Raw genomic sequence first — 17,947 nt, forward strand, 5'->3', positions numbered from 1 at the left:
AAGTATAAGAGTGGGCAGTAAAAAAGCGGGTGGTGCTTTCCAGCACCACCCGCTTTTTATTTTATGCCGATTCAGCCATGGCCCTTATCGGGGTGCGGTACCGGTTTGTCGCCGACTTCTTCAGCCCTTAACTCGACCGGATGCCCTTGCGTCTTGACCGCATGCTTCAATCGCAGGTGTAAGCCAGATTTGGCCAGCAGGTGGGCGCTGACGGGGGCGGTAATAAACAGGAAAAGCGTAATCAGCAGTTCTTGGATATCCGGTTTGCCGTCCACGCTCCAGAAATACAGCATCGAAGCGATGAGCATGCAGCCGATGCCCAAGGTGGTGGCCTTGGTCGGGCCATGCAGGCGCATATAGAAATCGCGCAGGTGCGCCATCCCCAGCGAACCGATAAAAACAAAGATTCCGCCGGCGATCAGCAGCAGTGAAATAAGCGCTTCAACGATTACAGACATAGATCCCCCGGGCTTTTGTTCATCGTTTGATAATTCATGTTAATCATTCGATGATGTCTCCGCGCAGAATATATTTGCAAACCGCCACGGTGCTGATAAAACCTAGCATTGCGATCAACAGCGCTGACTCGAAATAGGTTTTGCTGTTCAGCCACAGCCCCAGCAGTACGATAAGCGCAATGGAATTAACGTACATGGTGTCTAACGCAAGTACGCGATCAGGCAAGCTGGGCCCAATGGTCAGGCGGTAGAGGTTCATCAACAGCGCCATCACGACCAGCGCTAAGGTGATATAGAGTGCAATGCTTAACATTCGTAGATCTCCTTAAGTGGGCGTTCATAGCGCTCGCGAATCTGGTTAATCAGCGCTTCCTCATCGTCCACGTTCAAGGCGTGAATCAGCAGTGATTTACCATCCATACGCAGATTGGCCGACACGGTGCCCGGTGTCAGGCTGATCGTGCTGGCGAGCAGCGTGATGGTGAACCGCTCCTCTAGCATTAGCGGGTATTCAATAAAATGGGGTTTAAGCTTGCGCCATGGGTTGGCGATCAAGTAAGCCACTTCAAAGTTGGCAGTGATAATGTCGCCCAGCACACGGAAGATAAACCGCAGCAAGGCAAAGGGTTTGGCGATAAGAGGCCGTGCATCCCAAAAACGATGGGTTAGTAGGGGGATCAAAATAGCTAACGAGCCGCCTAACACGAACTGGCCAAACGCGTAGCTGCGTACTAACAACAGCCACACGACGAGTAGAAGTATCGATAATACAGGCGTGGGTAGCCAGGAGCGCGGGGCGATCATTGGGCATCTCCAGCAGCATTGGGTAGTAGCGTGCGAATCAGCACCTGAGGGTTGGCTAATTGGTCAGCGGTCGCTTGAGTGTAGCTGCTCACCGGCCCAGCCAGTGCAACTAACAGCGGCGCTGCGCTAAGCAGCCAGATAACGCCAAACCACTGGCGACGTGGCAATGGTGAACCACTCACGTTGCCACGATGGCTACGCCAAAACAGCGTAGAGCCAGCACGGGAAAGCGCAACCAGCGAGGCTAGGCTGGTCAACAGCAGTAACGGCCAAAGCCAAAGACGCTGCGTGCCTTCGGCAGCATTAAGCATTAATGCCTTGCCGATAGCGCCTGAAAACGGCGGAACGCCAGCGACGGCGATGGCGCCTACAAAAAATAGCATGGCGAGCCCCGCGCCCTGAACCATCGGACGGCCCTTCACCAGGCGCGTACCTGCTTTACCACGTTGCAGGCCGATCATTTCCGCCAACAGGAACAAACCACCGGTAACCAGCGTGGTGTGGATCAGGTAATAGAGCAGGGCCGAGACAGCCTGAGGTGAGCGCATGCCGATACCCGCCAGCAGCGTGCCTACGGATACCAACACCAAATAAGCCACCAGCAAGCGCAAGTCTCGTGCGGCCATTACGCCGACACCTGCGGCCGCCAAAGTGGCAAGCGAGAGCCACCAAACCCAAGGTTGCTCCAGTGCTTCCAGCCCGCCAGCGGTGTCGCCAAACAGCAGTGAATAGACACGCAGAATAGCGTAGATACCTACCTTGGTCATGATGGCAAACAGCGCTGCTACCGGCGCAGGCGCGGATGCGTAGGCTTTGGGTAGCCAGAAGTAGAGTGGCAAGATGGCGGCTTTTAACCCAAACACCACCAGTAGCATTAATGCGCCAGCGGTGACTAAGCCTTCACGCTCTGCGGGCAGTTCAGCCACGCGGATTGCCATATCGGCCATATTGAGCGTGCCCGTGGCGCCATACAGAATCCCCACCGCGATGAGAAACAGCGACGAGCCTGCCAGGTTGAGAACCACGTAGTGGACGCTGGCTTGAATGCGCGCTTTTCCTCCGCCGTGCAAAAGCAGCGCGTAAGAGGCCAGTAGCAGTACTTCAAAAAAGACGAACAGGTTAAACAAATCACCGGTTAAAAAGGCGCCGTTGATGCCCAACAGCTGCCACTGAAAAAGGCCATGAAAGTTGCTGCCTTTTTCATCATCCCCCGCGCAGGCAAACACAACGGCACCGACCGCCAAAACAGCGGTGACAAGCAGCATCAGTGCCGAGAGGCGATCCAGTACTAGTACAATGCCGAACGGTGCTTGCCAATCGCCCAGGGCATAATAAGTGACCTGATCACTGGCGGCTTGGCGCAAAAGGCCAATTGCAACCAGCAGTAACAGTACGGTGGCGGCAACGCTGACGGCACGCTTATAGCGTACTAAGCCCTGCCGTTGATAGAGCAGTAATATACCCGCCACTAGCGGTAAAACGACAGGAAAAACAATCAGGTGCTGCATCATTCTCGGTCTTCCTTTTTACCGTCGACATGGTCGTTACCCACTTCACTGCGTGCCCGCATAGCTAAAATCACCACGAAGGCGGTCATCGCAAACCCGATGACAATGGCCGTGAGCACTAGCGCTTGGGGGAGTGGGTCGGCATAGTTCGTTCCTTCGGACACAATGGCTGGCCCATCAGTGGTGAGACCCCCCATCGAAAACAGAAACAGGTTCACTGCATAAGAGAGCAGCGTTAGGCCTACCACCACGGGAAAGGTGCGGCCTCGCAAGGTTAAGTAGAGACCACAGGCGGTCAAGACGCCGGTGGTCATTGCATAGAGCAGTTCCATTAACGAGGCTCCTTAGCAGAAGAGGTTGCAGCAGCGGTATCGGTGTCTTTTTCCGAGGCTTCGGTCACCGGTCGGTGCGCCGTAGTGACTTTGCCAAGGTTGGCCAAAATCATCAGCGTGGCGCCTACCACGGCTAAGTACACGCCCAGATCAAAGAGCAGTGCGGTGGCCAATTCAAAGGTGCCTATCAGCGGTAGGCTGAAGTAACCGAATGCGGAGGTGAGGAACGGATGACCAAACAGCCAGCTACCCAGCCCCGTGAGCGTAGCAACGGCGACCCCGATAACGGCTACCGGTTGGAAGGGGAAATCGAGACGCTCTTGCGCCCACTCCACGCCACGCGCCATATACAACAGAATGAGGGCGACTGCGGTAATCAGGCCGGCAATAAACCCACCGCCCGGCTGATTGTGGCCACGCAGGAAGATAAACGCAGAGACCAGGAGCGCCAGCGGTAGCAGTGTCATTGAAATTGACGTTAGCACCGCCGGGTAGCGATCGGGTGACCATACCCGTCCCTCTCCGTCACTGTGCGGCATAAACAGGCGTAAGCGGTTGAGCAGCTTAAAGATCGCCAAGCCAGCGATGGCCAATACGGTGATTTCCCCTAAGGTATCGAAACCACGGAAGTCGACCAGAATGACGTTGACGACGTTGTAGCCCCCACCACCAGGCTTGCTGTTTTCCACAAAGAAGCTGGAAATCGACAGTGTATCGCGCGTCATGACGGCGTAGTTAAGGCTGGCGATCACCAAGCCAAGCGAGCCAGCCAGCAGCATATCGCGAACGTTGCGTAGTGGGCTGGATTCGCGCGGCGTTTTTTGCGGTAAGAAAAATAGCGCCAGCATCAGCAGAATCATGGTCACGACTTCCACAGAAAGCTGTGTCAGCGCTAGATCGGGTGCCGAGAAACGGGCAAAGGTCAGTGCCACAAATAGGCCCACTACCGACAGCATCAATAGCGAAATCAACCGATAGCGATGGGTGGCGGCGGTCGCCACGCCACCAAACATCAGCATCCCAGCGCCTAGAATAAGAATGCCGTCCAGTGGCTGATTTCCTGCCGCGCCGGTCAAGTCAGTGATTTTTACGAGGCCAATACCCCCCATTACCAGCGCCGCCAGCCATAGCCAACCCACATAGCGTTGAAGCGAATTGCCTTCCAGTGCCGCAATCAGTTGCTCAGCACGGTAGCCGATAGAGATAAGAATGCGCTCAAAAACGCGTCGGGCGTCAATGCCTGCAAACTGTTGCGTAAATCGGCGCACATCACCATGGCGCCAATACAGCGCAATACCGACGACAAAGGCCAGCAAGCTCATGATGAGCGGTAGATTAACGCCGTGCCAGATAGCCAGATGAAAATCGAGTGGACTTCCAATCACCGCTTCGCTGGCAAGTTCTAACAACCCTGTGGCCATAAACGCCGGGAACAGGCCGACCACCACACAAAGCACCACTAATATTTCAACCGGTAGGCGCATCAAATGCGGCGGTTCATGGGGCGTTTTTGGCGGTTCTTCACGGGCTGGTTTGAAAAAGACGGCGTGTACTAAACGCAGCGAATAAGCGACCGAGAGAATACCGCCGAGGGCCGCTAGCGCGGGTAATAGCCAGCTCACCCCACCCAAAACGGGGGTTGCTAACGACTCGGTAAAGAACATCTCTTTGGATAAAAAGCCGTTGAATAGCGGCACGCCCGCCATGGCGGCAGCCGCCAGCGTGGTCAAGAGCGCCGTGACAGGCATGGCTTTTTTCAGGCCACCCAGCTGCTTTAGCTCCCGGGTGCCGGTCTCATGATCGATAATGCCTGCGCTCATAAATAGAGCGGCTTTGAAAGTAGCATGATTGAGGATATGGAACAGCGCAGCCAGGATCGCCATGGGGCTGCCAATGCCTAACAGCACCGTGATTAAACCTAAATGACTGACCGTGGAGAACGCTAAAATGCCCTTCAGGTCGGTTTTCATCAAAGCAAACCAAGCGCCGTACAGCATGGTGACGATGCCGACGAGTGAAACGACCACGCTCCACAGCTCACTGCCAGCGATGGCAGGGTGCAGCCGCGCCATCAGGAAAATGCCCGCTTTAACCATGGTCGCCGAGTGGAGGTACGCAGATACTGGCGTGGGTGCCGCCATCGCATGGGGCAACCAAAAATGGAAAGGAAACTGTGCGGATTTGGTAAAGGCCCCCAGCAGTACCAAGCCGAGCATGAGCGGGTAGCGCGGGTCGGCAAGAATGACGTCTCCGCTGGCTAACACATCGCCCATATTGAAGCTGCCCGCCATATCGCCTAGCAGCAGCAAACCAGCCAGTAGCGCAAGGCCGCCCGCACCGGTAACCGTTAGCGCCATACGGGCGCCTTTGCGTGCATCACTGCGGTAGGACCAATAACCGATCAGTAAAAACGAAGAGAGGCTGGTTAACTCCCAGAATAGCCATAGCAGAATCAGGTTGTCCGACATTGAAATACCGACCATTGACGCCATAAAAAGCATCAGGAAGGCGTAGAATCGGCCAAAGGGTTCATCTTTTGCTAAGTAGTAGTGGGCATAGAGAATAATCAGTAAGCCAATGCCCAGTATCAACAGATTAAACAGCAGCGATAGCCCATCGAGGCGGAACGCTAAGTCCAGCGCCAACTCAGGCATCCAGGTGACTGAAAAACGTAGTTGCTCACCGTCTAGCAGGGCTGGCACGTTGAGTAGCGTCATTACTAAGGCGGTCGCTGGCAGCACTGCCGTCGCAAGGGAACAGAAGCTGCGACCACGCTGTGCGGTAAGTGCCGGCACCAGTACGCCTAGCAGAGGCAATAAGGCTATCCAAAGCAGTGTCATGGGGGATCATCCAGCGGCTAAAGTTAAAAAATTCAAAAGAGTACCAACAGGGCGCTTTGAGGGCGTTCTGATGGCGTAGGATACATCAAGTGAAACAACAGGATATCACTTGTGTAGAAGGTGTGTAGTTTTAGTATAAAGTGTGCCGGTCAACCGTTGAGAGATTTTACGTTCCATGAGTGAACCCTTTAATACCTGGCAAGCCCGTTTTGAAAGGCTGCGTAGTAATAAGATTTTTGAAGCGGTCGTGATTGCCATTATCGTCATTTCTGCCCTGGTGATAGGGGCAAAAACCTATGAAGAAACCACTCAAGTGGAGCAGTGGCTGCTCTATCTTGATATGGCAGTCACCATATTTTTCCTGATTGAGATTTTAATCAGGATAGCCGCTGAACGCACGCTGCTGAGTTTCTTCAAGAAAGGGTGGAACGTCTTTGACTTCCTCATTGTGACCGCCAGCCTGATTCCCATGGATGACTCTGAAATGGTGCTGCTGGCCAGGCTACTGCGTATTTTCCGGGTGCTGCGCTTGGTGTCGATGATTCCCGAGCTACAAATGCTGTTAAGCGCCTTGGTTAAGTCGGTGCCACGGATGGGGTATGTCGTCCTATTGATGTTTATCATCTTCTACATATATGCCGCCATTGGGAGCTTCCTTTTCCACAATGTGGACGAGGGGCTATGGGGCAATATTTCCCTGGCCATGTTGACGCTATTTCAAGTGGCGACCTTCGAGAGCTGGGCTACAGCGGTGCTTTACCCGGCCATGGAGGTTTATCCCTACGCCTGGATCTATTTTTTAACCTTTATCTTTTTGAACGCCTTTATTTTTCTCAATATGATGATTGGTATTGTGCTGGACGTGATGCAGAAAGAGAGCGCGCAAATGGCGTTGGACAACGGCGAAGGTGAAGAAGCCGAGCTGCAGTCGCTGCGCAATGATGTTCGCGGGCTGAAAGCGCAGCTTGACCGTATGGAGTCAGCGCTCTCTCAAGCATACTCGCCAGCCCCACCACACCAGAATGATGCGGGCGGTAAGCACAGCGACAAGCCCACCACTGACCGATTTTAGGAGAGCCGCCATGATGTTGTCTGACCCCGCCAAAAAGTACCGCCCCTTTGTGGCCGTTGATCTACCTGACCGCCAGTGGCCGAGCCAGCGCATTGAAGCAGCGCCTGTCTGGTGCAGTGTGGATCTGCGCGACGGTAATCAATCGCTGATTGATCCGATGGACCAGGAGCGTAAGCAGCGATTGTTCGACATGCTGTTGAATGTTGGCTTTAAGCAGATTGAAGTCGGCTTTCCCTCGGCCTCACAAACCGATTTTGATTTCGTACGCTCGCTGATCGAGCAGGATAAGATCCCTGAGGATGTGACCATTCAGGTGCTGACCCAGGCGCGCCCGCACTTGATTGAACGCACCTTTGAGGCACTTCAGGGCGCTAAAAACGCGATCGTCCACGTCTATAACGCCACTGACCCGATGTTTCGCCGGGTGGTGTTTAATGTCGATAAAGCCGAGTGTGTGCAAATCGCCGTAGAGGCTACCCAACAGATTCGCGCGCAGATGGAAGCCGCTCCGCAAACCAATTGGACGTTTCAGTACTCCCCAGAGCTCTTCACCACCACCGAGATGGATTTCGCCGTTGAGATCGTCGAAGCGGTCATGGAAGCCTATGGCACCCGTGGTGATAAGCCGATGATCGTGAACCTGCCCGCAACGGTAGAAGTCGCTACGCCCAATAACTATGCCGACCAAATTGAGTGGTTCTGTCGCAACATTAAAAATCGTGATCATCTGATTGTCAGCGTTCACCCCCACAACGACCGCGGTACCGGCGTGGCAGCAGCAGAATTGACGCTAATGGCGGGAGCTGACCGCGTTGAGGGCACGCTGTTTGGTAACGGTGAGCGTACCGGTAACGTCGATATCGTCACATTGGCGATGAACATGTACACCCAGGGCGTTCACCCGCAGCTCGATTTCTCCAATATCACCCCGATCATGCGCGAAGTGGAGTACTGCAACCAGTTGCCGGTGCATCCGCGTCACCCCTACGTGGGCGATTTGGTATTCACCGCGTTCTCTGGCTCTCATCAGGATGCGATCAAAAAAGGCATGGCGGATCGCCGCGCTAATCCAGATGCTGTGTGGGATGTACCTTATTTACCTATCGATCCGCTCGACGTGGGCCGCAGCTACGAAGCCGTTATCCGGGTTAACAGCCAGTCGGGTAAAGGCGGCGTTTCTTACCTGCTTGAGCAGGAGCACGGCATTGAGTTGCCGCGTCGCCTTTCGATTGAGTTCAGCCAGGTGGTGCAGGAAGTCGCTGAGCGCACCGGGCGCGAGATCACTTCGCAGATGATCTACCAAGCGTTCGCGGATGAGTATCTGGAGCAGCGAGCACCCTTTGGGTTGGTGAGTCATCGGCTCTCTTCTGAACCTGACAGCCCCAAAGTGACACTGGAAGCCATCGTTGAGACTGATGGCAGCCGCCAAACGCTCAGCGGTGAAGGCAATGGCCCGCTAGCTGCCTTTGTTAAAGCACTGGCCGCCGCCGGGCACGATGTGGAAATCATCGACTACCACGAGCACTCCCGCGGTCAAGGCGCCGATGCTGAGGCAATCGCTTACGTGGAAGTACGTATCGATGGTAAAGCAGTGTTCGGCGTGGGCACTGATGAAAGTATCACTAGCGCTTCCATGAAAGGCGTTCTTAGCGCTATAAACCGCCATCACTCCACTCAACCTGCGGCGGCGAACGTGACGGCGGAAACATTGGGGTAATTACTCAGTTACCCATTTAGCGAGGCGAAAACGATGCGGCCCTGGCAGATCATAGTATTGACCGCGATGGTAATCGCAGGGCTCGCATCCGCGCTGGCTTCCCACGAACCGTTTGAGTCTCAACTGGTGCGCCTGGAAGCTCAGCGGGCGCTGCCCTCTATTGAGCCATCGCTTCAGCGTGAGTCCCCGGAAATCAATGCGCTATTCCTTAGCTACGCTTCGGATCAGGCACTATGGATGAGTGCCTCCCTGGCCATTTTGCATTACGACGATTTGGCCCGGGAAGTGTTGGAAGAGTATGGTCTCTCACCTCAGTTTCAGGGTGTATTGTCGCGCTTTGGCGCTGACGCGGTACTGCCCATCAGCTTTTTTCGCACTCACGATGTCGCCACGCTACGGGCACAACACTGGGTCGGCGAGCGCTATCAGCAGGTCAGTCGTTGGTGGAGTGATGAGGAAGCAACCGCTAATGCAGAACTGACGCCATTCCGCCGTGGGCAGATGGGCATTGCTCTACTTGAGGAGAACGGTCACGCGCTGCTTAATCAGTTTGTGTTGAGTGACCAAGGTGAGGTTGAGTGGTTACAAGGTGAGCGAGTGGTCGCGGGTGTCGGCGACTTTTTTACCAGCGACCTGCGTGATCTCGAAAGCCAGTGGCGGCGGGGCGACAACATTGGCGCCGCCGATCTAGGCTGGGCGGGTGTCGATCTGCTGGTCATGGCCAGCACTGTCAAGGTGCTGCGGGCAGGCAGAGCTACACGTGCTGCTCGTGTAGGCAGTATCGAAGCGCAGGGCGCCCGAACAGGGCTGCGACAAGGGGTGTTGGCCACCAGCGGCCGTTTTGCGTCGTTGCCCCGCATGGCCAAGGTCGCCGCCGTAGCGGGCACCGCTTATGTGGTGGTTCGCCACCCAAGCTTAGTGAGCGCACTCGGTGCCAATCTCTCGACCTGGCTTGGCTGGCCGGTTTGGTTCGGTCAGTTTCTTATCTGGCTGATTCTACTACTGCCGATCCTGTTCATTGCTCGCTTTGCCTATCGCTGGTTACTCACGCCACTATTGTGGCTGTTGGTACCAGTAATACGGGTGTGTTTTGGTGCAGCAAATAAACAGTTAGCCAAACGTACCAAGCCTCATACCAGTGATCTTGGCTGAAACAGGGTGAGAAAGTAGCTGTTAACGCAATCGGGGCGGCTTTAGAGCCACCCCGATTGTTACTTGCCCATTTTGCTAGCGTTATTCTGGCAGGGCGTAAACCGTGATTTGATCACCTACCTGATTTTTCAGAATGGTATTCCCACCGGAAATAAAGGCAACGTATTGGCGACCGTCGTACTCGTAAACGGCGGGGTTGGAGACAGACGGAGCTTCGGTCTGATCTGACCAGAGTTCTTCGCCGGTTTCAAGGGAGTAAGCACGTACCTTGGCATCCATTGAGGCACCGATAAAGATAACGTTACCCGCGGTGACCGCTGGGCCACCAATGGTAGGCGAGCCCCAGCTTTCGGGCATATAGAAGCCATACTGCTGCGATGCTCCCAACGGACGACGCCATTTGATATCGCCAGTGGTCATGTCGAGAGCTACAAGCTCACCGAAAGGCGGTTCCCAGCAGGGCATGCCTAGCCTGTTGAGGGCAACCTCAAGGCGCATGCCGTAGGGCGCGCCTTCCTGAGACGCAAAGCCACTCTCGTTGCCAGATGCTCTATTGGCTGACTCGTAAGCTTCACGGTCATAAAGTCTGATGTACTGCACGATATGCGACGTGTTGACCACCGCCGTCTGACTTTCAGGATCGAATGCTACGCCGCCCCATTGCACGCCACCTGCGCTGATAGGAAAGCCTAGCGTACCTTCACCCTCGGTAGTGGGTGGGGTGTACATACCTTCATAGCGAAGTTCCTCCCACAGTGCTGAACACTCTCCGAAGCTAACCGCGTCGGCCAGCGCCCAAACCTTGGGCTTTTCTGCCTGATCCATCAGCGGGGCCGGTTTAGTGGGGAAGGGCTGAGTGGGCGCATAGACTTCCCCTTCAACGGAGCCGTCACCACTCGGAACCGGCCGCTCTTCAATCGGCCAGACGTCTTCACCGGTTTCACGATTGACCACAAACAGAAAGCCCATCTTGGTCGCCTGGATCAATGCCGGTATCTCTTCACCATCTACCGTAATGTCCATTAGCGTTGGCGCAGAATTAATATCGTAATCCCAGATGTCGTGATGAACCCACTGACGGGACCAAACAACTTCGCCAGTTTCAATATCCAGGGCGGTGGTTGATGTACCGAGAGGGACTTCTTCAGTACGGTTGCCACCCCAATAGTTAGGCGAGGGTGAAGAAACCGGGAGGTAAACCAAGCCGCGCTCTTCGTCGGCAGACATGTGTGTCCACACATTAGCGGTACCGCTCTGCTCGCGCATCTGATCGCTCAGTGCCTGGAATGTCCATTCAAGCTCGCCAGTGCGGGCATTGATTGAAAAGACGGTGCCGGGGGGCGCTTCTTCATAGGCCCAGTCCATGCCTGCCCAGCCTAAAATCAGATGATCTTCCACCACGGTAGGTGGCTGTAGCAGCGACAACGGCCATTTATCGTTGGTGTCGTTCCACTGATTGGCATTGAGCACGCCGTTATCGGCAAACCCTTGGCACGGCTCGCCGCTGTCAGCGTCTACAGCGAATAGCTGAGCATCCATGGTGCCCATGTAGATGATTTTCTGGCAGGATTCGCCAGCCACCGGATCATCGGCCTCCCAGTAAGCGACACCACGATTCTTTAAGGCGGGCTGGGTGAGTGCTTCCAGAGAGGACTGGGTGTCAAAACTCCATTTCTCTTCGCCACTCGCTGGGTCAAGCGCGATAATTCGGTAGAACGGTGTGCCGATATAGAGCGTGTCGTTGGCAAATACTGGTGTTGCAGACCAGACCGTTGCTGGTAAATCGCCCGAGCCATCTGCGACATCGCCGGTATGGAGTTCCCATGCTTTCTCTAACTCGCCAACATTATCTACATTGATTTGATCAAGCGGGCTATATTTCTGAGCGTTGAGTTGGCCGTGGAAACTGTCCCAGATTGGCTCGCCAGGCACCAGCGGGATGGGCGCAGTGCTGTCTGCATTCGCCTCACTATTTTCCGACTCATCTGGCTGATCTTGTGCCAGTAACGGTATGGGTGATAAACAAAGCGCCAATGCTGTGGCGGTGCCCCAGCGCAGCGTGAGGGTATTAAAGTGAGGTCGTTTAGCAAATGAAGAAGTTGGCATCGTCGGCTCCTCAGGCATGTGTAGGGCGGGTATGGTGCGACGGACGAACCATATCAAGGATCAGGCCGATTAAACCGACCACCATAGCAGCGCAGATCCACCATTGATGAAGTAGCATGCCAGCGAAAAAAGTGCCGGTGAGGCCCACCAAGATGAGCACTCTCAATGCAATAGAAGCGCCTCGCCCTTTGATGGCCGCAAGAAGGAGTGCCAACACCGCAAGGGCGAGGCAGGCCACAATGGCCACTAGGGCGCCGAGTGTCCCGGTCACGCCGGTCAGTGGAGAGAAATAGGCGTATACAGCGATGGCAAGCCCGGCGAGTGAGGCGATGAGAAGTACGATAGTGCCCAGCCGGGTCGAGTGTGATAGCGACATGGCGTTATTTCCTCCTTGAAAACTTTCATGATAGTAAGGCGGACGCCTCACAACAAAGTAATTAGCTCTATAACGTTAGCAGAAAATCCCCGTAAACCTGCGGCAGTGCGAGAAGTAGTCCCAGAAAACGAGCAGGCTGATAGGTGACGCTTTTTTTCACAGTGGATGGCTGGCATTGTAAAAACGCGCATCTTTATTAAACTAAATCTATTAGACTAAGTTTTCGCATTAGAGAGATTTTATATGGAAGCAATTAATATTCATGAAGCTAAAACCCGCTTGTCGCAGCTGGTGGCGCGGGCTGCCGAGGGCGAGGGGTTTATCATTGCCAAAGCGGGTAAGCCAATGGCTCGAGTCACGGCAATTGACAGTCCGGCGTCTGGTCAGCAGAAGCGCCTGGGATTTCTGGTCGGGCAATTTAAAGTGCCCAATGATTTTGACCGTATGGGGCAAGACGAAATAGCTGAGATATTTGGAGTCTAATGTGAACCTGCTTCTGGATACGCATATTTTACTCTGGGCGGCGGCAGAGCCAGAGCAACTCTCTGCTGATGCGCTATCGCTGATCAACGATGATAACAACAAGCTATATTTTAGCGCCGCTAGCATCTGGGAAGTGGTGATTAAAAACAGTCTGCAACGCCCTGATTTTCACGTTGATCCGCACTTGTTGCGTCGCGGGCTGATAGACAATGGTTATTTAGAACTCCCTATCAGTTCACTGCATACGCTCAACGTTGCTCATTTACCCAGCATTCACAAAGACCCCTTTGATCGGATTTTGGTGGCCCAGGCAGAAGCGGAAGGATTTTTGCTGCTTACTGCGGATGAGCTGGTGGCTCAGTACACAGGTCCAATCCGGCGGATATAACAAGCTTATAGCTAGACGAAGCCTGTGATCACAGAAAAGTATGGGTAACCGGGCCGTCAGATAATGACTATAGTTATCAACAACTAGGAGGCTAAATCGCCTCACTTAGCTTCAGGCCTCAGCGATGAGTTATTCAAGTGTCTCAGCACCGCGGTTTCTTTAACATGCATTACAACGGCGTTTTACTCCCTTTGCCGGGTATTTCCCGAACCAAGCGTGGCATTAGAAAGCCTGGCAAGTGATCGCGAAGGCGGTCAACTAGTTGGCGTGCTTCTTCATCGGGTACATCAAAGTGGGCGGCGCCCTGAACCGGGTCTAGCACGTGCAGGTAGTAGGGCAGCACGCCTGCTTCAAATAGCCGTTCAGAGAGAGCTGCTAGAGTGGGCACGCTGTCGTTGATACCTTTCAGAAGAACGCTTTGGTTCAACAGCGTCACGCCCGCCTGCTTTAGACGCGTACAGGCGTCCACCACTGCCTGATCAATTTCATTGGCGTGGTTGATATGCAGCACCACCACTTTTTGCAGGCGGCTTTTGCTTAGCCAGCCGAGCAGTGCGTCATCAATCCGGTCAGGAATCACCACGGGCAAGCGGGTATGTATGCGCAGCCGCTTGAGGTGAGGGATACTTTCAAGTTGTTCGACCAGCCAGGCAAGCTGCCGGTCGCTTGCTGCAAGGGGGTCGCCGCCGGAAAGAATCGCCTCGTGAATGGAGGGGGCGGCACGCAAGTACTCCAGCGCCTCCTGCCACTGCGCCCGGGAAGGCGAGTTCTCGCTATATGGGAAGTGACGGCGAAAACAGTAGCGGCAGTTGATTGCACAGGCTGGGCTTGCAATCAGTAGCACGCGGTTAGCGTATTTATGAATCAGCCCTTTAGCGGGCTGATGGCCGGCTTCTTCCAGCGGGTCAGCGACGTAGCCTGGAGTCGTTGAGGCTTCCTTGCCCAAGGGCAGCACCTGAAGAAGCAGGGGGTCGTTCAAATCCGCAGGGGCTATTTTAGCCAGATAGGCTTCAGGCACGCATACCTCAAACAGCTCGTGACCTAGCTGTGCGCCTGTCAGCAGGTCGGTGTCTAGCCCGAGCCGCTCGCACAATACTTGCGGGTCGCGGATTGCCTTTGAGAGTTGCTGCTGCCAATTGGAACGTACCATCGTGTTGCACTGTTGTTGCGTTTCAGAGGCTGAAATAATGATGTTCTCCTGCAAAAAAGCCCTCCTTCGGGTTATCATGCGCGCACTTATTGGATGACGCTATCAACGACGAAGCAGGGCTTCGCGCATCACGTTACTGAAATAAAACATTGAGAGGCATTATGGCGAACTATTCTACCAATGAATTCAAAGGCGGTTTGAAAGTAATGCTCGACGGCGATCCCTGTTCGATCGTCGAAAACGAGCTGGTCAAGCCTGGCAAGGGGCAGGCGTTTAACCGAGTTAAGCTGCGTAACTTGATGACGGGCCGTGTGGGTGAGAAGACTTTCAAATCTGGTGATTCGCTGGAAGGCGCTGACGTCATGGATTTGGAGATGGAGTACCTCTACACCGATGGTGACATGTGGCACTTCATGAAGACCGATGGCTCCTTTGAGCAGTACGCCGTGGAAAAGAAAGCCTTGGGTGATACTGCTAAATGGCTGAAAGAGCAGGTGCCCTATATCATTACGCTTTGGAATGATAAGGCCATTTCTGTGACGCCGCCCAACTTCATTGAGCTGGAAGTGGTTGAAACTGACCCAGGTTTGAAAGGCGATACGGCGCAAGGTGGCTCTAAGCCTGCTACGCTATCATCTGGCGCTGTAGTGCGCGTACCGCTGTTTATCAATCAGGGCGAAGTGTTGAAAATTGATACGCGCAGCGGGGACTACGTCTCTCGCGCTTAATTACTTTTCACGTTGTTTTTCGCTTTGGTAATGAGGATGGCCACGCTTTTAGCGTGGCCATTTTTTGCTAAAAAATAGCTTGTCTATAGCTTATCTAAGGAGCAGTGATGGCCATTGATTGGCAACCCTCGGCGTCGATTGAAACGCTCCGCGAGCGTGCGCGGTTAATGGCCAAAGTGCGGGCATTTTTTGACCAGCGTGACGTGCTGGAAGTGGAAACGCCGGTATTGGGGCAGGGGGGGAGCACGGATGTGCATCTGGTATCGCTTCATGCCCTGGCTCGCACCGATAGAGGGCAGCGCCGTTTATGGCTGCAAACTTCGCCTGAATTCCATATGAAGCGGTTATTGGCGGCCGGTAGCGGGCCGATATTTCAGCTCGCCAAAAGTTTTCGCGATGGTGAAATTGGGGCTCGCCACAATATCGAGTTCACCATGCTGGAGTGGTATCGGCCGCAGTTTACGCTGGATAAGCTAATTGATGAGACGGCTACCCTGGTCATGTCACTGCTACCCAGTTTCCCCGGTCCGGTCGTGCATTATCGCTACCGGGAGCTTTTCCATACCCACCTAGAGGTGGACCCCTTTACCACGTCGCTGGAAAAGTTGCGTTTGGTTGCCGCGGAGCGAGCGCAAATGTCTGCGCAATCCTTGGCCGGTGAAGATCGCGAAACCTGCCTTGACCTGCTTATGAGCGTGGTGATCGAGCCACAGTTAGGCCAGCATGAGCTAAGTGTTGTGGTTGATTATCCCGCAAGCCAAGCCGCTCTGGCACAACGCCACCAGGATGTAGATGGTGAGTGGGTGGCTTCACGCTTCGAGCTCTACCTGAAAGGTGTTGAGCTGGCCAATGGTTACCAAGAGCTGACCGATGCCTCGGAGCAGCGAGTGCGGTTTACGGATGATAACGCTGAGCGCCGCCGCCTGGGCTTGCCGGAAGTGGATGTAGATGAGCGTCTGTTGGCCGCTCTAGAGCACGGTATGCCAGCTGGTGCGGGTGTCGCGCTGGGGATTGATCGCCTCATTCAACTGGCGCTAGGCAAAGCACGCCTGGAAGACGTGCTCGCCTTTTCTACGCCTCGCTGCTAAACCATCGGCTCGCTAGTCGGGGGCGCATCGCTATCATAAGTCGGTTTATCAATGTGGCCCAGCGCTTGCCCCATGCTGACCATGGCACCCGTAGGATAGTCGTCAAAGACAACCGGTTTAGTGAAGCACATTACTACCGTGGAGCCGAGTTTGAAGCGGCCCATTTCGGCGCCCTTTTCCAGCGTGATAGGTTGCCCAAACTGCATGCGCTGAGGCTGGCCTGCAAGCGGTGTTACCTGGCCTGACCAGACGGTCTCGATGGCCGCTACAATCATTGCACCTACTAACACCATTGCCATGGGGCCGTGCTCGGTATCAAAGATGCACACCAGGCGCTCGTTACGAGCAAACAGGCCCGGCACATAGTTGGCGGTTGCCTGGTTGACCGAGAAGAGTCGACCGGGTACGTAGATCATTTCTCTTAATGTACCGGTCACCGGCATATGCACGCGGTGATAGTCCCGTGGAGAGAGGTAGACAGTGGCAAAACTGCCGCCGAGAAACTCTTCCGCCAGGGCCGTATCGCCGCCAAGCAAGGTCTGCGCAGAGTAGGTGTGGCCCTTAGCTTGCACCAGTTGACCGGCCTGCAGGCGCCCGTACTGGGAGAGCGTGCCATCGGCAGGGCTTAGAATGCCCTCGCCCAGGGGGCGTGCATCGGCTTTTAACGCCCGGGTAAAGAAGTCATTGAACGTTGCATAAGCGCTAGGATCGGGTTCCAGCGCCTGGCTCATGTCGACATTGAAGCGTTTGATAAAGGCGTTAATCAGGGTGTTTTTTACCCAGCGGTTATCGCACTGGCCGAATTTACCCGTCAGGCGCGATAGCGCATGTTGGGGTAATGGGTATTGAAGTAGCGAAAAGGCTTTTTGGGAAAGAGTCACAGTTATATTTTCACTTCTCTATCGGGGTGTCGTCGCGGTTGCCCCATTCGCCCCAGGACCCCGCATAGCCACGCATGTTAAAGCCTAGCGCCTTGCCTACCAGCCAGGTAAAGCTGCTGCGGTGGTGGCTCTGGCAATGGGTAGCGATTTCCATATCAGGGGTCAGGCCCAGGGCGCCAAGTTCGGTGATCAGCTCGGCGTAATCGCGAATGCGCAGTGCGCGCTGTCTGTCCATGGCGTGGAGCCAGTCCATATTAACGGCACCGGGAATGTGCCCCAGATGCTTGTTGTTACCTCGGACGCCATCGTACTCATCTTTGGAGCGCGCATCCCACACCGCAAAGTGCTTATTGTCGAGCTTCTCTTTGATCTCTTCAAACGTGATCAAGGCATTAGGGTTGAGAATTTCAGCGTGGTACTCACTTTGAGTGGGGGCGGTAGGCTCGGTGCTCTCTTCCAAGCCTGCATCGCGCCAGGCGTGTATGCCGCCATTTAAATAGGAGTAACGCGTATGGCCGATGAGGTCTAACGTCCACAAAAGGCGTGCCGCCCAGCCACCGCCTTCGTCATCGTAGGCCACCACGTGGGTGTCGCGGGTTAGACCTAAGGCGCTAAACAGACGTGAAAGCGCCTCAACGCTAGGAACGTCACTCGGTACCGGCCCTTCACCACGCATTAAATAGCGAAAGTCGAGGAAGATGGCGCCGGGCACATGGCCCTGACGGTAGCTGTCGCCATTGATCGGCACATCAATAATCAGCAGCTGTGGGTCATCTAAATGCGCCTGCAGCTGTTCCGGTTCAGTAATCAGCGGTAGAAGGTTAGCTTCCGACGATTGGTTTTCAATACTCATGGGTGACTCCT

18 protein-coding genes are annotated in these 17,947 nt (G+C 54.6%); 7 read left to right on the plus strand and 11 right to left on the minus strand.

Annotated features, from left to right (window positions below):
* Positions 1–71: 71 nt before the first annotated feature.
* From Q3Y66_RS07015 to Q3Y66_RS07040, 6 genes are read right to left on the minus strand one after another with little or no spacing between them, the layout of a single operon-like run.
* The gene (locus tag Q3Y66_RS07015) at positions 72–458 is read right to left on the minus strand and encodes a Na+/H+ antiporter subunit G (RefSeq protein WP_008958593.1); all 387 of its coding nucleotides are present in this window, start codon (positions 456–458) and stop codon (positions 72–74) included.
* A gap of 43 nt (positions 459–501) precedes the next feature.
* Complete coding sequence (locus tag Q3Y66_RS07020) at positions 502–771, minus strand: K+/H+ antiporter subunit F (RefSeq protein WP_008958594.1); 270 nt, start codon at positions 769–771, stop codon at positions 502–504.
* Positions 765–1,262, minus strand: a complete 498-nt coding sequence (locus Q3Y66_RS07025) for a Na+/H+ antiporter subunit E (RefSeq protein ID WP_008958595.1) — start codon at positions 1,260–1,262, stop codon at positions 765–767. The genes Q3Y66_RS07020 and Q3Y66_RS07025 overlap by 7 nt, the downstream gene beginning before the upstream one ends.
* Positions 1,259–2,773: a monovalent cation/H+ antiporter subunit D gene (locus Q3Y66_RS07030; protein WP_008958596.1), complete on the minus strand. Its 1,515-nt coding sequence runs from the start codon at positions 2,771–2,773 to the stop codon at positions 1,259–1,261. Before Q3Y66_RS07030 ends, Q3Y66_RS07025 begins: the two co-directional genes overlap by 4 nt.
* Positions 2,770–3,102 (minus strand): Na+/H+ antiporter subunit C, encoded by a 333-nt coding sequence (locus tag Q3Y66_RS07035; protein WP_008958597.1) that lies wholly within the window; start codon positions 3,100–3,102, stop codon positions 2,770–2,772. Before Q3Y66_RS07035 ends, Q3Y66_RS07030 begins: the two co-directional genes overlap by 4 nt.
* Positions 3,102–5,942, minus strand: a complete 2,841-nt coding sequence (locus Q3Y66_RS07040) for a monovalent cation/H+ antiporter subunit A (RefSeq protein WP_008958598.1) — start codon at positions 5,940–5,942, stop codon at positions 3,102–3,104. The genes Q3Y66_RS07035 and Q3Y66_RS07040 overlap by 1 nt, the downstream gene beginning before the upstream one ends.
* Positions 5,943–6,117: 175 nt before the next feature.
* Here Q3Y66_RS07040 and Q3Y66_RS07045 point away from each other — a divergent pair, with 175 nt between their 5' ends.
* From Q3Y66_RS07045 to Q3Y66_RS07055, 3 genes are read left to right on the plus strand one after another with little or no spacing between them, the layout of a single operon-like run.
* On the plus strand, positions 6,118–7,014 hold the full coding sequence (locus Q3Y66_RS07045) for an ion transporter (protein WP_008958599.1): 897 nt from the start codon (positions 6,118–6,120) through the stop codon (positions 7,012–7,014).
* 10 nt (positions 7,015–7,024) lie between these two features.
* Positions 7,025–8,731 (plus strand): 2-isopropylmalate synthase, encoded by a 1,707-nt coding sequence (gene leuA, locus Q3Y66_RS07050; protein ID WP_008958600.1) that lies wholly within the window; start codon positions 7,025–7,027, stop codon positions 8,729–8,731.
* 33 nt (positions 8,732–8,764) lie between these two features.
* Positions 8,765–9,883, plus strand: coding sequence for a hypothetical protein (locus tag Q3Y66_RS07055; protein WP_008958601.1), 1,119 nt, complete (start codon positions 8,765–8,767; stop codon positions 9,881–9,883).
* An 81-nt stretch (positions 9,884–9,964) separates the two neighbouring features.
* Here the strand turns inward: Q3Y66_RS07055 and Q3Y66_RS07060 are convergent, their stop codons facing one another.
* Together Q3Y66_RS07060 and Q3Y66_RS07065 are read right to left on the minus strand one after the other, a co-directional pair.
* Positions 9,965–11,989 (minus strand): pyrroloquinoline quinone-dependent dehydrogenase, encoded by a 2,025-nt coding sequence (locus Q3Y66_RS07060; RefSeq protein ID WP_008958602.1) that lies wholly within the window; start codon positions 11,987–11,989, stop codon positions 9,965–9,967.
* 10 nt (positions 11,990–11,999) lie between these two features.
* Positions 12,000–12,365 carry a hypothetical protein gene (locus Q3Y66_RS07065; RefSeq protein WP_008958603.1) on the minus strand — a complete coding sequence of 122 codons (366 nt, stop codon included), beginning with the start codon at positions 12,363–12,365 and terminating at the stop codon, positions 12,000–12,002.
* 243 nt (positions 12,366–12,608) lie between these two features.
* On the opposite strand from Q3Y66_RS07065, the gene Q3Y66_RS07070 reads away from it, so the two are divergent.
* Together Q3Y66_RS07070 and Q3Y66_RS07075 are read left to right on the plus strand one after the other, a co-directional pair.
* The gene (locus Q3Y66_RS07070) at positions 12,609–12,848 is read left to right on the plus strand and encodes a type II toxin-antitoxin system Phd/YefM family antitoxin (RefSeq protein ID WP_008958604.1); all 240 of its coding nucleotides are present in this window, start codon (positions 12,609–12,611) and stop codon (positions 12,846–12,848) included.
* A 1-nt stretch (position 12,849) separates the two neighbouring features.
* Positions 12,850–13,236, plus strand: a complete 387-nt coding sequence (locus Q3Y66_RS07075; protein WP_008958605.1) for a type II toxin-antitoxin system VapC family toxin — start codon at positions 12,850–12,852, stop codon at positions 13,234–13,236.
* A gap of 169 nt (positions 13,237–13,405) precedes the next feature.
* On the opposite strand, the gene epmB is transcribed toward Q3Y66_RS07075, so the two are convergent.
* Positions 13,406–14,440 (minus strand): EF-P beta-lysylation protein EpmB, encoded by a 1,035-nt coding sequence (gene epmB / locus Q3Y66_RS07080; RefSeq protein WP_008958606.1) that lies wholly within the window; start codon positions 14,438–14,440, stop codon positions 13,406–13,408.
* Positions 14,441–14,547: 107 nt separating this feature from the next.
* Between epmB and efp the strand changes: the two genes are divergently transcribed.
* Entirely contained in the window at positions 14,548–15,114 is a 567-nt protein-coding gene (efp, locus tag Q3Y66_RS07085; RefSeq protein ID WP_008958607.1) for an elongation factor P, read from the plus strand.
* A 107-nt stretch (positions 15,115–15,221) separates the two neighbouring features.
* Positions 15,222–16,202, plus strand: a complete 981-nt coding sequence (gene epmA / locus Q3Y66_RS07090) for an EF-P lysine aminoacylase EpmA (protein WP_008958608.1) — start codon at positions 15,222–15,224, stop codon at positions 16,200–16,202.
* Here epmA and asd read toward each other — a convergent pair.
* Together asd and Q3Y66_RS07100 are read right to left on the minus strand one after the other, a co-directional pair.
* Positions 16,199–17,083, minus strand: a complete 885-nt coding sequence (gene asd, locus Q3Y66_RS07095) for an archaetidylserine decarboxylase (RefSeq protein ID WP_008958609.1) — start codon at positions 17,081–17,083, stop codon at positions 16,199–16,201. The genes epmA and asd overlap by 4 nt on opposite strands.
* Before the next feature lie 10 nt (positions 17,084–17,093).
* Complete coding sequence (locus tag Q3Y66_RS07100; protein WP_008958610.1) at positions 17,094–17,936, minus strand: sulfurtransferase; 843 nt, start codon at positions 17,934–17,936, stop codon at positions 17,094–17,096.
* Between the last annotated feature and the right edge of the window lie 11 nt (positions 17,937–17,947).

Source organism: Halomonas sp. HAL1, assembly GCF_030544485.1.
GTDB classification, from domain to species: domain Bacteria; phylum Pseudomonadota; class Gammaproteobacteria; order Pseudomonadales; family Halomonadaceae; genus Vreelandella; species Vreelandella arctica.

Excerpts from the sequence above, each read along its gene's own strand:
- epmA (WP_008958608.1), top strand. The coding sequence starts at position 15,222 with ATGGCCATTGATTGGCAACCCTCGGCGTCGATTGAAACGCTCCGCGAG.
- Q3Y66_RS07065 (WP_008958603.1), bottom strand. The coding sequence starts at position 12,365 with ATGTCGCTATCACACTCGACCCGGCTGGGCACTATCGTACTTCTCATC.
- Q3Y66_RS07060 (WP_008958602.1), bottom strand. The coding sequence starts at position 11,989 with ATGCCAACTTCTTCATTTGCTAAACGACCTCACTTTAATACCCTCACG.
- leuA (WP_008958600.1), top strand. The coding sequence starts at position 7,025 with ATGATGTTGTCTGACCCCGCCAAAAAGTACCGCCCCTTTGTGGCCGTT.
- Q3Y66_RS07015 (WP_008958593.1), bottom strand. The coding sequence starts at position 458 with ATGTCTGTAATCGTTGAAGCGCTTATTTCACTGCTGCTGATCGCCGGC.
- Q3Y66_RS07030 (WP_008958596.1), bottom strand. The coding sequence starts at position 2,773 with ATGATGCAGCACCTGATTGTTTTTCCTGTCGTTTTACCGCTAGTGGCG.
- Q3Y66_RS07045 (WP_008958599.1), top strand. The coding sequence starts at position 6,118 with ATGAGTGAACCCTTTAATACCTGGCAAGCCCGTTTTGAAAGGCTGCGT.
- Q3Y66_RS07040 (WP_008958598.1), bottom strand. The coding sequence starts at position 5,942 with ATGACACTGCTTTGGATAGCCTTATTGCCTCTGCTAGGCGTACTGGTG.
- Q3Y66_RS07055 (WP_008958601.1), top strand. The coding sequence starts at position 8,765 with ATGCGGCCCTGGCAGATCATAGTATTGACCGCGATGGTAATCGCAGGG.
- efp (WP_008958607.1), top strand. The coding sequence starts at position 14,548 with ATGGCGAACTATTCTACCAATGAATTCAAAGGCGGTTTGAAAGTAATG.
- Q3Y66_RS07020 (WP_008958594.1), bottom strand. The coding sequence starts at position 771 with ATGTTAAGCATTGCACTCTATATCACCTTAGCGCTGGTCGTGATGGCG.
- Q3Y66_RS07070 (WP_008958604.1), top strand. The coding sequence starts at position 12,609 with ATGGAAGCAATTAATATTCATGAAGCTAAAACCCGCTTGTCGCAGCTG.
- Q3Y66_RS07100 (WP_008958610.1), bottom strand. The coding sequence starts at position 17,936 with ATGAGTATTGAAAACCAATCGTCGGAAGCTAACCTTCTACCGCTGATT.
- Q3Y66_RS07035 (WP_008958597.1), bottom strand. The coding sequence starts at position 3,102 with ATGGAACTGCTCTATGCAATGACCACCGGCGTCTTGACCGCCTGTGGT.
- Q3Y66_RS07025 (WP_008958595.1), bottom strand. The coding sequence starts at position 1,262 with ATGATCGCCCCGCGCTCCTGGCTACCCACGCCTGTATTATCGATACTT.